Annotated in this window: 15 protein-coding genes and 1 pseudogene; 10 read left to right on the plus strand and 6 right to left on the minus strand. The window is 70.7% G+C overall.

Translation table 11 applies throughout. From position 1 onward, the window contains the following. Positions 1-7 precede the first annotated feature (7 nt). Entirely contained in the window at positions 8-385 is a 378-nt protein-coding gene (locus tag VJT49_RS07130; protein WP_324163908.1) for a MarR family winged helix-turn-helix transcriptional regulator, read from the minus strand. Between the two features lie 210 nt (positions 386-595). On the opposite strand from VJT49_RS07130, the gene VJT49_RS07135 reads away from it, so the two are divergent. Beyond that, positions 596-745 (plus strand): hypothetical protein, encoded by a 150-nt coding sequence (locus tag VJT49_RS07135; protein ID WP_324163909.1) that lies wholly within the window; start codon positions 596-598, stop codon positions 743-745. A gap of 53 nt (positions 746-798) precedes the next feature. On the opposite strand, the gene VJT49_RS07140 is transcribed toward VJT49_RS07135, so the two are convergent. Beyond that, positions 799-1,707, minus strand: coding sequence for a DUF4921 family protein (locus VJT49_RS07140; RefSeq protein ID WP_324163910.1), 909 nt, complete (start codon positions 1,705-1,707; stop codon positions 799-801). 187 nt (positions 1,708-1,894) lie between these two features. Here VJT49_RS07140 and VJT49_RS07145 point away from each other — a divergent pair. From VJT49_RS07145 to VJT49_RS07165, 5 genes and pseudogenes are all read left to right on the plus strand, one after another. Further along, positions 1,895-2,095, plus strand: a pseudogene (locus tag VJT49_RS07145) (flavodoxin domain-containing protein); the annotation flags it as partial. Positions 2,096-2,450: 355 nt separating this feature from the next. Beyond that, positions 2,451-2,717 (plus strand): DUF1876 domain-containing protein, encoded by a 267-nt coding sequence (locus VJT49_RS07150; RefSeq protein WP_324163911.1) that lies wholly within the window; start codon positions 2,451-2,453, stop codon positions 2,715-2,717. A gap of 124 nt (positions 2,718-2,841) precedes the next feature. Then, a complete protein-coding gene (locus VJT49_RS07155) occupies positions 2,842-4,584 on the plus strand; it encodes an AMP-dependent synthetase/ligase (RefSeq protein ID WP_324163912.1) in 1,743 nt (580 codons plus the stop codon). A gap of 52 nt (positions 4,585-4,636) precedes the next feature. Continuing rightward, a complete protein-coding gene (locus VJT49_RS07160; RefSeq protein ID WP_324163913.1) occupies positions 4,637-5,776 on the plus strand; it encodes a lysylphosphatidylglycerol synthase transmembrane domain-containing protein in 1,140 nt (379 codons plus the stop codon). A gap of 39 nt (positions 5,777-5,815) precedes the next feature. Continuing rightward, positions 5,816-6,232, plus strand: a complete 417-nt coding sequence (locus tag VJT49_RS07165) for a hypothetical protein (protein ID WP_324163914.1) — start codon at positions 5,816-5,818, stop codon at positions 6,230-6,232. A 59-nt stretch (positions 6,233-6,291) separates the two neighbouring features. Here VJT49_RS07165 and VJT49_RS07170 read toward each other — a convergent pair whose 3' ends face one another. Next, positions 6,292-6,918: a hypothetical protein gene (locus tag VJT49_RS07170; protein WP_324163915.1), complete on the minus strand. Its 627-nt coding sequence runs from the start codon at positions 6,916-6,918 to the stop codon at positions 6,292-6,294. 303 nt (positions 6,919-7,221) lie between these two features. On the opposite strand from VJT49_RS07170, the gene VJT49_RS07175 reads away from it, so the two are divergent. Then, positions 7,222-8,289: a helix-turn-helix transcriptional regulator gene (locus VJT49_RS07175; protein WP_324163916.1), complete on the plus strand. Its 1,068-nt coding sequence runs from the start codon at positions 7,222-7,224 to the stop codon at positions 8,287-8,289. Next, complete coding sequence (locus VJT49_RS07180) at positions 8,286-9,455, plus strand: hypothetical protein (protein WP_324163918.1); 1,170 nt, start codon at positions 8,286-8,288, stop codon at positions 9,453-9,455. The genes VJT49_RS07175 and VJT49_RS07180 overlap by 4 nt, the downstream gene beginning before the upstream one ends. 22 nt (positions 9,456-9,477) lie before the next feature. On the opposite strand, the gene VJT49_RS07185 is transcribed toward VJT49_RS07180, so the two are convergent. The 3 genes from VJT49_RS07185 to VJT49_RS07195 all read right to left on the minus strand — a co-directional run bounded on the left by VJT49_RS07185 (position 9,478) and on the right by VJT49_RS07195 (position 13,181). Next, positions 9,478-10,110 carry a response regulator transcription factor gene (locus VJT49_RS07185; RefSeq protein ID WP_324163919.1) on the minus strand — a complete coding sequence of 211 codons (633 nt, stop codon included), beginning with the start codon at positions 10,108-10,110 and terminating at the stop codon, positions 9,478-9,480. 173 nt (positions 10,111-10,283) lie between these two features. Beyond that, the gene (locus tag VJT49_RS07190; RefSeq protein ID WP_324163920.1) at positions 10,284-10,931 is read right to left on the minus strand and encodes a response regulator transcription factor; all 648 of its coding nucleotides are present in this window, start codon (positions 10,929-10,931) and stop codon (positions 10,284-10,286) included. Between the two features lie 15 nt (positions 10,932-10,946). Further along, positions 10,947-13,181 carry a histidine kinase gene (locus VJT49_RS07195; protein WP_324163921.1) on the minus strand — a complete coding sequence of 745 codons (2,235 nt, stop codon included), beginning with the start codon at positions 13,179-13,181 and terminating at the stop codon, positions 10,947-10,949. Between the two features lie 172 nt (positions 13,182-13,353). Between VJT49_RS07195 and VJT49_RS07200 the strand changes: the two genes are divergently transcribed. Together VJT49_RS07200 and VJT49_RS07205 are read left to right on the plus strand one after the other, a co-directional pair. Beyond that, positions 13,354-14,010, plus strand: a complete 657-nt coding sequence (locus tag VJT49_RS07200; protein WP_324163922.1) for a DUF4255 domain-containing protein — start codon at positions 13,354-13,356, stop codon at positions 14,008-14,010. Beyond that, positions 14,007-16,049 carry an ATP-binding protein gene (locus VJT49_RS07205; protein ID WP_324163923.1) on the plus strand — a complete coding sequence of 681 codons (2,043 nt, stop codon included), beginning with the start codon at positions 14,007-14,009 and terminating at the stop codon, positions 16,047-16,049. Before VJT49_RS07200 ends, VJT49_RS07205 begins: the two co-directional genes overlap by 4 nt. Positions 16,050-16,204 lie beyond the last annotated feature (155 nt).

Raw genomic sequence — 16,204 nt, forward strand, 5'->3', positions numbered from 1 at the left:
CGGGCCGCTATTCCCGGGGGCGGGAACGAAAGCAGGAGTGCTCGCCGCCCTCGAGGTTGGCCAGCACGGCCCGGAAGATGTCGCGGAGTTGGTGGACCTGCTCCGGGGCGATCGCATCGAAGATGATGCGGCGGACGTGCTCGACGTGGCTGGGCGCCACCTCGGCCAGCGCCGCGTAGCCGGCGTCGGTGAGGGTGGCGACGGTGACCCGCGCGTTGCCGGCCCGGCGGTGGCGGCGCACCCAGCCTTTGGCTGCCAGCTTGGCGACCGCGTGGGACATCCTGCTCGGCGACGAGCGGGTGAGGTCCGCGACCTCGCTCATCGTCATCGACCGGTCCGGCGCTTCGGACAGCATGGCGAGGATCAGGTAATAGCTGTGCAACATCCCGGCGCCGTACAGCTGCCGGTCCAGCGACTCGTTCAGCCGCTGGGAGGCGAACAGGAAGGTCCTCTATGCTTCCTGCTCGTCGTCGTCGAGCCACCGCGTCGCACCCACGACTCCAGCATACGGCGATCACTTGAACTCTCAACCGTAGCGGTCCACGGTGACGGTCGAGCGTTGAAATGATCATGCGAGGAGCCGACGACGAACGTTGTGCTGTGGGTTCCGCAGGGCCTGCTGGCCGCGGCCTTCCTGGCCTCCGAACTGATGAAGCTCGGCAGTCCCAAGGAGAAGCTCGCCCCGAACATGGCATGGGTCGAGGATTTCTCCGCGGCCGCGGTGGTGTCAACGTCGTCCTGCTGATCCTGGCCGCGGCCGTGGCTTGGGGACGGTTCGGCCCGTACTCCCGTTGGCCCTCAGGGGATCCGGTCGCGGAGGCTCTTCGCCGCGTGTTCCGGGGTGATCGTGACGACCGGGATGCCGGTGGCGAGTTCGAGTCCGGCCGGGGTGGCCAGCTTCGGCCGGATGTGCAGCGACCAGGACAGGTAGGGCACGTGCTCGAGGCCGACCGGCGTGGTGTGCAGGACGAGGTTGTAGGACGGGTCGTCGAGTTCGTCCCGCAGCGCGGCGAGAACCAGGCGCAGGACCCGGGCGACGCCGGCGAGTTCGCCGGGTGATACCGCGGCGAAATCGGCGCGATGCCGCGCGGAGACGACCCGGACCTCGAAGGGCGCCGAGGGGGCGAACGGGACGAACGCGACCGCGGGGCCATTGGCGTGCACGATCCGTTCCCCGGAGGAGAGTTCACCGGCCAGCACTTCGGCGGCAAAGGGCCGTCCGGAGCGGTCGTAGTGCTCACGCATGGTGGCGAGTTCGCGCCGGGCGGCCGCGGAAAGCACCGGGAGCCCGACCACCTGTGAGTGCGGATGGGACAGCGACATCCCCGCGTCCGATCCCCGGCTGCGGAAGACCACTACCTGTTCCGCGCCGTGACGCAACGCCCGATGACGCTCCTGCCACGCGGAGAGCACATCGGCCACTTCCTCGTCCGTGCCGTTCGCCAGATCCCAGTCGTGCCGTGGGGATTCGATGATCACCTCGTGCCGGTCGGACAGTGGGTACCGGTTCGGCACCGCGCGCACCCGCCAGGTGCCGTTTTCCTCACCCGGCAGGCGCCAGGTTTCCGGTGGTGTGTCCTCGCCCGGCCCGGGACAGAACGGGCAGGGATCCGCCGGTGCCGCGCCGCGGCCAGGGGTGAGCACCGTCCATTCCCCGCCGAGATGGTCCCAGCGCAGCTCTCCACCGTGCCATTGCTTGACGGTCATACCTCCAATATCCGCCTCCCTGCGCCGCTTACGCAGGGTCGGTCGGCCCGAGTCGCCGTCAACGGGTGACGGCGACGATGGCGGGACCCGCGGCCGATCTTCTTCGCACCGCGTCCTCGCCCGCGCGGGTGGCCGGGAGAGTGGGAAGGGGCAGGCGGGCAATCCCGGAGCGAGGGAGGCGCGAGCCATGGCGGTGCTGGTGGCGGTCGCGAGCAGGCACGGCGCGACCAGGGAGATCGCCGAGGAGGTCGGCGAAACGCTCGGTACCGCGCTGGACCGCCTCGGTGACGACTCCCGGGTGGACGTGCTGTTCGCGGAGAACGTGTACGAAGTGTATGGCTACGAAGCGTTCGTACTCGGCGGCGCTGTCTACAATGGACATTGGCTCGACTCGGCCCGCCGGCTGGTGGTCCGGCATCACGAAGTGCTGTCCGGCCGGCCGGTCGGCTGTTCTCCAGCGGTCCGGCCGGATCCCGGCCGCCCGAGGACACGGTCGACGTCGCGGGGCTGGCCCGGCTTTGCCGTGCCTACCGGCATCGGCTGTTCGCCGGAAGACTCGACCGCCGGCGGCTGCGGTTCTCCGAACGGGCCGTCGCGGGCGCGCTCGGGCTTCGCGAGGGTGACTACCGCGACTGGGAAGGCATCCGGAGCTGGGCGCGCGAGATCGCGAGCGTCCTGCATGCCAGCCGCACGCCACTGCTCGCCGGGCAGAGGTGGGCGGCGCGTACCACGGAGGCGACGAAATGGAACGGAAGCAGTGGCGAGTGGACGTGCTCATCGACGAGCACGAGAACCGTACGCGGGCGCACGCCCGGTTGCGCGATCCGGACGAAGCCCACCTGGTGGGGGTCGGGACGGCGCGCTTGAATCCGAGCGACGTCAACGTGCCCGAAATCGGTGACGAGCTGGCCGTGGCACGCGCGCTCACCGACCTCGGGCACAAACTGCTCGACCTCGCGGCCGACAACATCGAAACCGTCACCCACGAGAAGGCCCATCTGCGCGGCTGAGCAAAATGTATAACGACCTATACGGCGTCGGTTGTTCCGCCCGGCTCAACACCACGGTGACCCAGGCTCAGGCAAAGACGGCGCGCGGACTGCGACATTCGGCGTAACCGTTCAGACTGGAAAGATGCCGAACGCGGCCGATGACGTCTTCTCGCTCGCCGACGCCGAACCCGAGCACGCCTTGTTCGCGCTTCGTGACCTTGGCGGCCGGCGGACCGTTACCGCCAAGGAGTTCGCCAACGAGGTCGTCGCGGTGGCCAAGGGGCTGGTGACGGCGGGAATCCGTGCCGGCGACCGGATCGCCGTCATGTCGGCGAGCCGTTACGAGTGGGTCCTCGCCGACTTCGCGATCTGGACCATCGGCGCGGTCGGTGTGCCCCTCTACGTGACGGATTCGGCCGAGCGGGTGGCCTGGATCCTCGCCGACTCCGGGGCGATGGCCGCCATCGCCGAGGACGCTCGGTGCTCGGCGCTGGTGGAGCCGGTCGGCGGCCCCATCTGGTCCATTGAGGACGGTGGGCTGGACGCGCTCGTCGCGCAGGGCGCGTCGATGGCCGCGGAGAGCGTCGAACGACGCCGTGCCGCCGGCCTGGACTCCCCGGCGACCATCGTCTACACGTCGGGCACGACGGGCCGGCCAAAGGGCTGCCTGATCACCCACCGGAACCTCGTCGAAGCGGTGGACAGCATCGTCGCGGCCGAAGGCGTCAGCGAATCCGTGCTCACCCCGGAAAGCTCGGTGCTGCTGTCCCTGCCGCTCGCCGACATTCTGGCCAGGGTCGTGCAACTGGCGATCGTGCGGAACGGCGCCCTGACCGCCCACGCCGGGGACGCGGACCTGGTGAGCGAGCTGCGGGAGTTCCGGCCCACCGTGGCCGTCACGGAGCCACGGGCCCTCGAAACGCTTTACCACACCCTGGCCCGGGAAGCCGTCACCGCGGGCCGGGGGCGGTTGTTCGGCGCGGCCGCGAGGGCGGCGGTCAAGCACAGCGAGCGAGGCGGGACAGCCCTCGCGCACCGGGTGTTCGACCGGCTGGTCTACCGGCGGCTGCGCGCCGCGTTCGGGGGCCGGGTCACTCACCTGATCTGCGGTGGAGAGCCGCTTTCCGCGCGCCTGACGCATTTTCTGCGCGGCGTGGGAGTTCCGGTCCTCGAGGCCTACGGCCTCACCGAGACCACGGGTCCGGTCACGCTGCACCTGCCGCGCGCCCAGCGCATCGGGACGGTGGGCCGGACGCTGCCCGGCTGGACGATCCGCATCGCGCGCGACGGCGAGGTGCGGGTGAAAGGGCCCGGGGTGATGCGAGGCTACTGGCGTGACGACCGGTCCACCCGCGCCGCTTTCGACGAGGACGACTGGCTGCGCACCGGCGATCTCGGCGAAATCCACGACGGCTACCTGAGCATCACCGGGCGCCGGAAGGAACTGATCGTCACCGCCGGGGGCGAGAACGTGGCGCCGTCGGCGTTCGAGGACCGGCTGCGCACGCACCCGCTGATCGACAACTGCGTCGTCGTCGGCGACCGGCGGCCCTTCGTCGGCGCGCTGATCACCTTGGACCCGGACGGTTTCGCGGACTGGAAGCGCCTCAGGCACAAGCCGCCGGGGGCGAGCGTGACCGATCTGCGCACCGATTCCGACCTGGCCACGACCCTCCAGGGCGTGATCGACGACGTGAATCACGCGGCCGCCCGTACCGTGTCCGGCACCCGGTCCGACGCTGTGGCTATCAAGCGGTTCCGAGTGGTGCCGGGCCGGTTTACCGTCAACGACGAGCTGACCCCGACCCAGAAGATCCGCCGTGAGCACGTCCTGGTGAAGTACGCCGAGGACGTCGACGAGCTCTACCGGTCGCCGCAGCGGTGACCTGTCCCGCGCACCGCTGATCTCCTGGGCAGAACTCCGACGGTGGTGGGACGTGTCTGGATCGAGCGGTGAATGGCGGGCGCACGGCGCGCCCATCCTGCGCGAGGTGCTGCACGCGGTCCGGCGCCCGACCTGGCGCCTGGTCATCGACTGGGTGCTGACCACGGCGGGGATCGGCATCGCCGTCTGGCGGCTGGCGCCGACCCTGGCGGCCGTCGGTGATCTCGGTGCCAGGCTGACCGGCCTTCGCTGGACCTGGCTCGCGCTGGCGGTTCCGGCCGCGGTGGCCTCGCTCGTGGTCTACGGCGAACTGCACCGTCACCTGTTGCTGGCCGGGGGAGCGAAGCTGAAGTTCGGCACCGTGCAGGCGGTGAACTTCATCGGCAACGCGATCGCGCAGACCGTGCCCTCGGCGGGCGCCACCGCCGGCATCGCCTATTCGGTCGCCGCCTTCCGGATGCGTGGTGTGGACACCGGGCTGTCCCTGTGGGCTTCCCTGCTGGCGGCGCTGATCTCGGGGGTGGCGCTGGTGGTGCTCGGCCCACTGGTGGCGGCCTTCGACGGCCTGCTTCCGCTGACGGCCGCCGCGGCGCTGTCCGGCGCGCTCGCGGTGCTGAGCGTCACGGCCTGGCTGCTGGTGCGCCGCCGGAGGTCGCTGCACGGGATCGCGCACCTCACCACCGCGATCGCCCGGCACATCCCGGTACTGAAGAACGCGAAGTGGGTGAGCGGTGGGCCCGGCCGCGCCGACGCGGTGTCCGACCGGATCGCGCTGCTGCGCCCGGGTTTCGGGCAGTGGGCGTGGTTCTTCGGGATCGCGCTGCTCAGCTGGGCGCTGGACTACGTGGCGCTCGCGGCGTGTGTCGCGGCGGCCGCGAACACGGTGCCGTGGGCCGCGCTGGCCGCGGGTTACCTTGCCGTGCAAGGGAGTATCGGGTTGCAGCTGACCCCGGCGGGCGCGGGTCCGGCCGAAGCCGGCCTGCTCGCCGCGCTGGTGGCCGGCGGGCTGCTGGACTCCACCGCCGCGGTCGCCGTCGTGCTCTTCCGCGCCATCACCTGGCCGATGCTCACCTCCGCGGGCTGGGTCGTGTTCCTGGTCACGTCGCGCAGGCGCAGCACTTCCGGAAACCCTTTGCCGCAACACTTTTCCGCTCGCCGGCGCTGGGGAAGACGTGACTACACTGAGAAATGACAAGGTTGGGATTCACTACCAGTTTCCGGGGAGTTGATCGTGCCCGCGATCCCGTTGACGCACGCCGAGTGTTTCCGGCTCGTCGGGTCGCCGGAGCGCGGTCGCAGAGCGATGGTGTCCATCGACGGGCGGCCCCCGGTCCCGCTCGGGTGCCTGGTGCTCGAAGTCGGCCGGCTGCTGATCCCGACGGGCACCGATCGCACGCTGGTCCGCGCCTCGGCGGGCCGGCCGGTGTTCGTCGAGTTCCACTCCCGCGAGCACGACGGTACGAAATGGACGGTGGCGGGGATGGGGCTGGCCCGTCCGATGGGCTACGCGGACCTGCCCCGCCCGCTGCCGCGCACCACCGTCACCAAGGAAATGGCGTCCCCGTTCGAAAACGGCATCGTCGTCGATGTCGCCCGCCTGACCGGTCAGCGGGCGTGCCCGCCGGCTCCTGAGGTGACAACGGCGTGACGGTCAGCCGGTGACGAGCTGGCGGAGTTCAGGCGTCCGGCTCCGGATTCCGCCGCCGGTCAGATCCGCGCCGCGGAAACCGCCGCGGCGGGGCTGTCGTAGGTGCCCGGGACCTGGACCCAGCCCCGGACCCACCGGCCCGCCATCCGCACCCGCATCAGCGGTTCGAAGGCGTTACCGTCGATGCCTTCGTAGCCGTGCCTGATCAGGGACCGGTAGATGTCCTGCGAGACCGCCAGCACCAACGGCGCGTCGGCCTGCCGGAGCGTTCTCTTCAACGCGGGGGCGTTGAGCAGGCGGAAGGTGAGGTCGATGTCCTCGCCGTAACAGCCGCGGTCGTCGTAGTGGACCTCGCCGGCGTGCACCGCGGCGCGGAGCCGGAGGCGCTGGTCGGGCTCGCGGGCGGCGTGCTCGGCCAGCAGCGCGCTGAGTGTGGGGATGACCGTGGTGAGCAGGAGGGTTTTCGGCGCCTCGTCGACCGGGCGGATCAGGACGAGCACGCCGTCGCCGCGGTCGCTGAAGTCGTCGTGATGTTCGGGGGTGATCCCGCTCACCCGCAGGGCCTCTTCGAGCAGTTGGTACATCACCCGCCGGAGCAGGGCCCGTCCGGTGTTGGTTCTCGTCGTGGATCCTTCGGCGTCCAGGCTCAGGATGGTCCTGGTCCGCGGCACCACCAGCGTGTTCATGTCGGCCTCCACGTTCGCTATGGCCCGCTGACGCGGGCGGTGCGGCTGGGCTGACGGTCGTGGGCGAGTCCGTTCATAACCGTTCCCCTCGCTTCGCTGAACTTCACTGAAGTTTGGTATACTTCAGAGTAAGACCGGTGACAGAATTCGACAATAGGGGAATTGCCGAGTAGGTGCGCTATTACCGTCAGCGCGTGTTCACGCCCACCGGTAACTCGCCGCGCACCTGCTGTCCGTGGTGTCGATCGGCGTGTATCATCCACCTCCCAGATGTTCGACTGAAGTTCACTGAAAGGACTGGTTGTGGTTTCCCCAGGCGAATCGCGCTTGGCTCTCGCGCGGCGTCTGAAGGCCCTCCGCGAGGAGCACTGGCCGGACCGCGGCATCACGCAGCTCCAGCTCGCCCAGGCCTTCGGCGGCCGCAAGCCGCTGTCGGTGTCGCTCATCTCTTCCTGGGAGAGCCTGGTTCAGCCGGTGGTCCCGCCGGTCAACCGCCTGAGCGCCTACGCCACGTTCTTCGCCACCGAGCGCTCGGTCGGGCAGGAGTCCTACCGGGTGCTGCCCGTGTCGCAGCTGTCCAGCGAGGAACTGGCCCGCCGCGAGGAACTGCTGCGGGAGCTGAGGGGGCTGCGGAGCGGGGCGCTTCAGGAAGCGGATCCGGTGACCAGCCTCTGGCACTTCCCGGACCTGCACACGGTGACGATCGTGTGCGCGCAGCTACCCGTCGAACTGCGCATGGACCACTCGTACACCGATCGCGACAGTCCCGACTACGTGGAGCTCTATACCTACGCGGACCTGGACGCGCTGATCGAGTTGTACGGGCACATCCGCGCGTTCAACCCGCCGATCCAGGTGAACTTCCGCACCGCGCAGGACCTGATGCCGGACGACTACACCACTCATCTGGTCCTGCTGGGCGGCGTGGACTGGAACGTGGTCACCAAGGACCTGCTCGACCGGGTCGAACTTCCGGTCAGTCAGGTGGCGCGTGCCGAGAAGTCCGACATCGGGGGGTTCGAGGTGTTCCCGGACAGCGGGAAGCCCGAGCTGTTCACTCCACGGCTCGACCGGAACGGCTACCTCATCGAGGACGTGGCCCACTTCTACCGTGATCGCAACCCCTACAACCTCAAGCGGACGGTCACCATCTGCAACGGCATGTTCGGCCGGGGCACGCTCGGGGCCGTCCGGGCGCTGACGGACGCGCGGTTCCGCGATCGCAACACCGGCTATATCCGGCGCCGCTTCGGCAACGCGGAGGCGTTCAGCGTCCTGACCCGGATCTCGGTGGTCCGGGGACAGGTGCTCACGCCGGACTGGACCCTGCCCGAATCCGTGCTGCACGAGTGGTCGAGGCAGCACGGGTGACCGCCGCGTGTGAGGCGGTGCTGCCTGGGGGACAGCCCCCGAACCCCCGGCCGGGGGCAAGCCGCCAGACCCCCGAGGCGGGCTCGGACTACCACCGGGGATCACACCGTGGCCTCCTGGTCCGCGCGGCGGTCGCCGATGCCCGGCCCGCCGATGTGGACGCGATCATCGTGCCGACCGCGCGGCCGGCGGTCTACCTGCGCAACGCCTTCGCGCTGGGCCGCGAGCTGGGGTGCCCCCTGGTCGCCTTGTGCAGCAAGCGGTCCCGCGCCTGGGAGGTCGAGAAACTCGCGCGGCACGCGGGGGTGACGGTCATCGCCGTGGACACCGACCGGCTGCCGCACCGGCAGATGCCGGACTTCGAGACCACGGAGATGGTGCGCGGTACCAGGTTCAGCCGGCTGACCGACACCAGCTTCAAGCGCAATCTCGGGCTGCTGCTCGCCCGGATCGCCGGCTGGCAGCGCATCGTGTTCCTCGACGACGACATCACGGTGCCGATCCCCGGTAACCTGCGCGACGCCGCCGGGCTGCTCGAACGGCACGCCACGGCCGGCCTCGCGAACGGTGGCTTCCCCGACAACTCGGTGGTCTGCCACGCCTACCGGGCTTCCGGTGGACCGCAGGACACCTTCATCGGCGGCGGCGCGCTCGCGGTGTCGGTGGGTGGCTGCACGACCTTTTTTCCCAGCATCTACAACGAGGACTGGTTCTTTTTGCTGGACGACGACCGGCTCCGGCCGGCCGCGGTCACCGGCCTCGCCGTCCAAGCCCCGTACGATCCCTACGCCGATGTCCGCCGGGCGCGTGCGGAAGAGCTCGGGGACTGCCTGGCCGAGGGGGTGTTCGGCCTGCTGGACATCGGCTGCCGCATCGCCGACGCCACCGCCGGGTACTGGCGGGACTTCCTCGTGCGGCGCCGGCTGTTCATCGACGAGGTGATCGGCCGGGTGCGGGCGATGGACGCCGAACCCGCCGAGCGGGCCCAGATGATCGCCGCCCTCAAGGCGGCACGGGGAAGGAGCTGGCTCATCGAACCCGAACTGTGTGCCGGCTACCTGAAGGCCTTCCAGGCGGACCGGGACGCCTGGCGGTGCTACCTCGACGGTCCCGGTCCGGAGAAGGTGGTGGCCGAACTGGGCCTGGCGCACCGGCTCCGGAGCTGAGGACTTCTTGCGGTTCGCGAACTCAGATCAGCCCCTCCCGCATCGCGTAGGCGACCGCGTGGGACCGGTTGCGCAGCTGGAACCGGTTGGTCACGTCGTGCAAAATGCTCTTCACCGTCCGCTGCGAGTAGCACAGCTGGTTGGCGATCTCCTGCGTGGACAGGCCCGACGCGACCAGCCGCAGCACCTCGGTCTCCCGGGTGGTGATGCCCGCCAGCTTGAGGCCCTGCGGCTCCAGCACCTGCCGCTGGAGGCGGGACACCCGGTCCAGCAGCCGGCCGAGCAGGTCCGGGGGCAGCGCACCCTCGCCGGCCGCCGCGGCCTTGATCAACCGCACCAGCCCGTCCGCCGTCACTTCGCTGCGCCTGGTGACCGCGCACACGCCGTGCTCGATCGCGTTGAGCACCTCGGCGTCGTCGACGTCGCCGGCGATCAGCACGATGCGGGACCGGCCCTGGCGCTGCAGGGAACGCAGCAGCTTGGCCGCGGCCTCGTCGAGCCGGTCGGCGACCAGCAGCACGACCGGCGGGGTTTCGGTGGAGTCGTCGGAGACCAGCCACACGTCGTCCCGGGTTCGCAAGGTCATCGCGACCCCGTTTCGCAGGATCGGGTCGGTCGCGCAGATCATCACGGGAATGCGCTTCGCTACCACCATGGTCGGTTGCCCCCTCGTTGTCCGCTTCCTGTGGGTCGTGTCCACTTTGCCCGATCGGGTGTCCCGGGCACATGGGACCGATGTCCTGTCCGGACCCGATCAGCGGCCCGATTCGCTGCCCCATCGAGCGAGTCGCCGGTCGCGGCAGCCAAGTGGCGCGGAATCCAGCGCGGTCATCGCTGCCCCAGGCCGGCTTCGCGGGCGCGGATGATCGCCTGGGCGCGGTCGGCCACCTGGAGCTTGCCGAACACGTTCGAGATGTGGTTGCGCACCGTTTTCTGGCTCAGGAACAGGGTTTTCGCGATGTCGGCGTTGCTGCGTCCCGCGGCCAGCAGGTCGAGCACCTCCCGCTCGCGCGCGGTCAGTTGCGGGAAGACCGGGCTGGTGGCCACCGGCGCGCCGCTGAAGAAACCCAGGACATGGGTGGCCACGTCCGGCCCGAAGATCGCCTCGCCCCGGCCGACCGACCGCAGCGCGTGCACGATCTCCTCGGGCTGCGCGCCCTTGAGCAGGTAACCCCGTGCGCCCGCGCGCATCGCGGCGAACACCGACTCGGTCTCGTCGGACATGGTCAGCATGAGCACTCCCGTGCCCGGGACGGCGGCCACGATCCGGCGGGCCGCCTCGACCCCGCTGATGTCGGGCAGGTGCAGGTCCATCACCACCACCTCCGGCTTCAGGGCCTCGGCGGCCCGCACGGCGGCCTGCCCGTCGGCCGCCTCGCCGACGACCGTGAACTCGGGTTCGGCCTCCAGCATCGCGGCGAGGCCGAAGCGGAACATCGGATGGTCGTCGACCACCAGCACGCGCAGGGGATCCATCTACCGCACCTCCTTTTACAGTGCCTCTTTGGGCAGGGGGAGTGTGGCGACAACGCGCGTGCCGCCCGTGGAAAGCCGTTCCGCGCGGAAATCGCCGCCGACCTCGATCGCGCGCTCACGCATCGAGGACAGGCCGACGCCTTCGTCGTGCTCGCCGGTCAGCCCGGTGCCGTCGTCGACGACCGCGATGTTGATCGCGTGGTCGATCCACAGGTGCACCACGCAGGAACGGGCACCCGCGTGGCGGACCACGTTCGTCAGCGCCTCGGAAACGATGCGGTAGGCGGCGACGTCGATGGCCGGCGGCAGTTGCGGCAACTCCTCCGGCGCGCGCAGCACGATAAACAGGCCTTCGATGTCGCTGTTGATCGTGTCGATGTAGTCCTTCAGCGCGGCCAGCAGCCCCAGCTTGTCGAGCATCGGCGGCCGCAGGTCCCGCGCCAGCTTGCGGATCTCGGTGACCGCCGCGGACAGCGAACCCTGGAGTTTGCCCAGCACCATCGCGGTGGGGGAGTTGTCGCCGATCGCGCGCCGAGCCGCGTGCAGGCCGATCGTCACCGCGGCCAGGGTCGGGCCGACTCCGTCATGCAGTTCGCGCAGCAGCCTGCGGCGTTCTTCCTCGCGGGCGTTGACCAGCCGGTCGCGGGTGTGCACGAGGTCGGCTGTCAGGCGCGCGGTGTACGCGGCGGCCCCGGCGTGGTGGGCGACCTCGGCGAGCATGGCCCGTTCCTTGCGGCGCAGCGCGCCGTGCTGGGTCCGTCGCGCAATCACCAGCTGGCCGACCGGCTCGCCCTGGTAGGTCAGCGGCAGCCGGTCGGTGAGGCCGGCCGGGACGCCGAAGCTGGCGGCCATTTCCCGTCCGGCACCGCGATTCAGCTCGATGGCCACATAGGGTATTCGCAGCGCGCGCCCCATCGTTTCCACCATGGTCGACAGTTGTTCCGCGGGGGTGCTGCTGTTCTCCAGGCGGGCGGCCAGGGTCGACACGATCCAGTACGGGTCGTTGCGGTCGCCGAAGAGGCGTTTGTTGATCAGGGAACGCAGGGCCGCGTGCAGCGGCTGCACGGCCAGCGCGATGATGGCGGCCGCGAGCGCCTGTTCCCAGGGCCCGACCATCGCCGGGAAGAGCGCGTTGAGCAGGGTCACCACGCCGACGTAGAGGACGGCGAGCAGGACGGTCAGGCCACCGTAGGCGAGCGAGCGGCCGATGACGACGTCGATGTTGAGGGCGCGGTGGCGCAGGATCGCCGTGCCGACCGCGATCGGCACCGGCAGGAACGCGAGGGAATGATATTCGGGCGGCACCGGGGACTGGCCCGTCAGCAGCCCGGGAATCACCCAGGCCGCCAGGTAGATGGCCGCGCCGCCGCCGAGCGCGATCGCCAGCCACCGCAGGCGTCTTCGAAGCAGCCGGTCGCGGCGCCGGAGGTAGGTCGCGACCAGGACGCCCACCACCAGCAGGGGGTAGACGTACAGCGCGCCGAGTGCCGGCGAGGAAACCGCCACGAATTTCAGGAGCGGGTCGTCGAAGAAGAGATACGCGAAACCGGCGATGACCCCGTGCAGGACCGGCGGAGCCGTGTACGAGACGAGCACCGAGACGCGGTACCGGCGCGGATCGGTCACCTCCGGGAACGACAGCGCGAAATGCAGGATCGCGCCCCAGAGCAGGGCGAAGCACAACTCGCCGCCGTACCACCGCCAGAACTGGTCACCGGCGGCCAGGTCGAGCGCTTCGAGTGAGATGAACCCCGAGGCCGCCACGGTGGTGGCCGCCAGCGCCGACGCGGTGACGGCCGCGTGCGCGGCCGGGTCCTGGGGACGGGCCGCGAAGATCGTGCCCGACGCCACCAGGAGCACCAGGGTGACCAGGACCGAGGGCCAGTTCCGCAGCAGGTTCCGCCCGATCGGGTAGGCGCGCAGGCCTACGTCGACGATGATCGTGCGGCCGTCCCGGACAATCTCGTACGGCAGGATCTGGCCGGTGTGGACGGGCGTCCGGTCCGGCGTGGGCAGGCCGGTGCCGGCGATCTTCAGCACCCGGTCGCCGGGGCGGAGCGGGCTGTCCGGCGCGGCCCGCTGGACGAGCACGCCGTCCGGGGAGAAGGCCAGGTCGGAGACGGAGACCTCGGAGGCGTCGCTCGGGGCGAGGGCACGCCAGGTGATCGCGAGCGCGGCGGCGGCCAGCAGCCCGGCGGCGAGCAGCATGAACAACGCCGGCGCCCGCCATCTCCCCTTCGCACCCCACACGAGGTGCAAGCATTGCGCAGGCACTTCCTCGCGGAAAGCAGTTCCTCCTCGTCACGCCCGAACGGCCCAGCGGTCACCCGTTCGGGCAGCGATCCGTTCCCGAACGTCCGGCGACTCGCGACTGCCGGGCCGGGCCCGTGGCGGCCACGCTGGGACCAGGAGGTGCGGGTCGGTGATTCACGAGGTCGACGAGGCATTGCGGCAACTGGTCCGGGAGGAGGCACTGCGCGGGACCGACATCGAGGTCGCCTTCGACGCGCCCACCAAGGACTGGGCGGCGCGTCGCAACGCCCCCACCGTGAACGTGTACCTCTACGACGTCCGGGAAGACCTGCGGCGGCGGCAGCGTGGCCTGCTCAATGAGTACGACGAGGACAACATCGTCACCGCGCGGCACCTCCCGCCCCGGCACATGAAGCTGTCCTACCTGGTCACGGCGTGGACCCAGCGGCCGGAGGACGAGCACCGCCTGCTTTCGTCCCTGCTGCACGGGTTCCTGCGCCACGACGCGTTGCCGCCCGAACTGCTTGCCGGATCGCTGGCCGAAATCGGCCTTCCGGTGGCGATGACCGTGGCCCTGCCCCCTCCGGAAGATCGTGCCTTCGCCGACGTGTGGAGCGCGCTCGGCGGCGAGCTCAAGCCGTCGCTGGACGTCGTGGTGTCCGCGCCGGTCGATCCTGGCCGCGTCTTCCCGGCCGGGCCGCCCGCCCGGGAAGGCGTCCGGCTCGATCTCTCGCGCGGTCTCGGCAGCGCCGAGGAAGTCGGGCATCACGCCGAGCCCGAGGGTGGCCGGGTCGCCATGCGCAGGGTACGGCGGCCGGCCTCATGAACACCGAGGCGAGCCTGCTGCACGTGCTGGACCGGTTGGTCTGGCTGGAACGGCGGATCCGCGCCGCGGTAGCCGCGCGCCGCGCCGCGGATCCCCACCCGGACGACCCGTTCCGGGGGCTGTATCTGTCCGAAGAGGCCATCGACGCGCTGCTCGAGGCCCGGCGCGAGCCGTTCGCCTCGTTCACCGAGACCGCCCCCGACGGGCGTCTCGGCAGGCTGGCCGCGACCGTGCCGCTCACCGATCTCGACGTCGAACTGCTCCTCGTCGCACTCGCGCCCGACGTGGACAGCAGGTTCGAGCAGTTCTACGGCTACCTCAACGACGACGTGACTCGCCGCCGCGCCACCATCGGGCTCGCGCTGCGGTTGTGCGGGGTCCCCGAGGCGTCCGCCGCGGGGCGGGCCAGGCTCGATCCGGGCGCGCCGCTCATCGCGGCGGGCCTGCTCCGCGTCGACGAACTGGAACGGCCCTTCCTCTCGCGGGGGCTGCGCGTGCCCGACCGGGTCGTCGGCCATCTGCTGGGCGACGACCGGCTCGATCCCGCCCTCACCGACTTCGCCCAGCCGGTCACCACGACGGTGGAGATGCCCCACGCCGACCGTCTCGCGCGGGCGCTCCGCGATGCGGTCCGGTTGGTCTACCTGCGGGAACGTCCCGGGGGAGGGGCCGTCGACCTCGCCACGGCCGCGCTCGCCCGAGCCGGTTTCTCGACGCTCGCGGCCGAGGAGGCATGGCTGCGCACCGGACCCGACGGGGCCGAGACGACCCGCGCCCTGCTGCGGGAAGCCCTGTTGCGTGGCGCCGGCGTGGTGCTCGGCCCGGTCGGTGAGCTTGGTTCCGGCCGGGGTCCGGGGGCTGGGTCGTCAGAAGGCAGAGCGGGCCCGCCGCTGACCGGACTCAGCCACCCGGCGGTCCCCGTCATCCTCTACGGCGCCGGCCTCTGGGATCCGCGCTGGAGTTCCACCCCGCCGTTGCAGCACGACGCGCCGTTGCTGCCGATCCCGATCCGTGCCGAACTGTGGCGGGTCAACCTCGGCGGCCGGCTCGCCCCCGGCACCGACCCGGCCGACGCCACGGCCCATTTCATGCTCGGCCCCGGCCAGATCCGCGCCGCCGCCGCGGCCGCCAAGATGTCCGCGGCCGCCGCGGGCGAGCGCATCGGCGTCGAACACCTGCGGGCGGGCGCCCGCAGCCAGAACGCGGCCGGCCTGCAACGGCTCGCGCGGCGGATCGAACCGGCCGTCGGCTGGCCCGATCTCGTGCTGCCGGAAGGCGTGCTGACCCAGCTCCGTGAGCTGGCCACGCGCGCCCGGTTCCGGGACCGCGTGCTCGACGAGTGGCGGATGCGGCCCGGCGGGGGGCGCGGGCGCGGCGTCACGGGCCTGTTCGCCGGGGACTCGGGGACGGGAAAGACGATGTCGGCCGAGGTGATCGCCTCGTCCCTCGGGCTGGACCTGTACACGGTGAACCTCGCGACCGTCGTCGACAAGTACGTGGGGGAGACCGAGAAGAACCTCGAACGGATCTTCACCGAAGCGGCCGGGATCAACGGCGTCCTGCTGTTCGACGAGGCGGACGCGATCTTCGGCAAGCGATCCGAGGTCCGCGACGCGCACGATCGCTATGCCAATATTGAAAGCGCTTACCTGTTGCAGCGCATGGAGACCTTCGACGGCATCGCGATCCTGGCCACCAACCTCCGCGCGAACCTGGACGAGGCGTTCACCCGGCGCCTGGACGTGATCGTCGACTTCCCCCTGCCCGACTCCGCCAACCGGCGCCGCCTGTGGGACCAGTGCCTCGGCAACCGGCTGCCCCGCGCCGACGACCTGGACCTCGACTTCCTCGCCACCCGCTTCGAGCTCGCCGGAGGCCACATCCGTTCGGCCGCCGTCACCGCCGCCTACCTGTCCGCCGAAGCCGCCCGCCCGCTGGCCATGATCGACCTGGTGGGCGCGGTCGCCCGGGAGTACCGCAAACTGGGCCGCCTGTGCCTGGAACGCGAGTTCGGCCACTACCTCCCCCTCGTCGCCTGATCCCCCCGCGAGTCGGGCTTTCGCGACCCGCGAGTCGGGCCTTCGCGGCGGCCGAGTTCCGCGTTCAGGCAGGTCGAGCGACCTCTCCAGACCGTTTTCCCGGCGTGCAAACCTGTCCCGGCGTGATTTGCCCGATCAGGCAGCGATCCTTGCCC

Origin of the sequence: Amycolatopsis sp. (assembly GCF_035276945.1) — a bacterium.
Lineage (GTDB): Bacteria > Actinomycetota > Actinomycetes > Mycobacteriales > Pseudonocardiaceae > Amycolatopsis_E.

Bases quoted from the DNA above. Each gene is read 5' to 3' on its own strand.
- VJT49_RS07205 (WP_324163923.1), top strand. From the start codon at position 14,007: ATGAACACCGAGGCGAGCCTGCTGCACGTGCTGGACCGGTTGGTCTGG.
- VJT49_RS07140 (WP_324163910.1), bottom strand. From the start codon at position 1,707: ATGACCGTCAAGCAATGGCACGGTGGAGAGCTGCGCTGGGACCATCTC.
- VJT49_RS07150 (WP_324163911.1), top strand. From the start codon at position 2,451: ATGGAACGGAAGCAGTGGCGAGTGGACGTGCTCATCGACGAGCACGAG.
- VJT49_RS07155 (WP_324163912.1), top strand. From the start codon at position 2,842: ATGCCGAACGCGGCCGATGACGTCTTCTCGCTCGCCGACGCCGAACCC.
- VJT49_RS07130 (WP_324163908.1), bottom strand. From the start codon at position 385: ATGTTGCACAGCTATTACCTGATCCTCGCCATGCTGTCCGAAGCGCCG.
- VJT49_RS07170 (WP_324163915.1), bottom strand. From the start codon at position 6,918: ATGAACACGCTGGTGGTGCCGCGGACCAGGACCATCCTGAGCCTGGAC.
- VJT49_RS07185 (WP_324163919.1), bottom strand. From the start codon at position 10,110: ATGGTGGTAGCGAAGCGCATTCCCGTGATGATCTGCGCGACCGACCCG.
- VJT49_RS07190 (WP_324163920.1), bottom strand. From the start codon at position 10,931: ATGGATCCCCTGCGCGTGCTGGTGGTCGACGACCATCCGATGTTCCGC.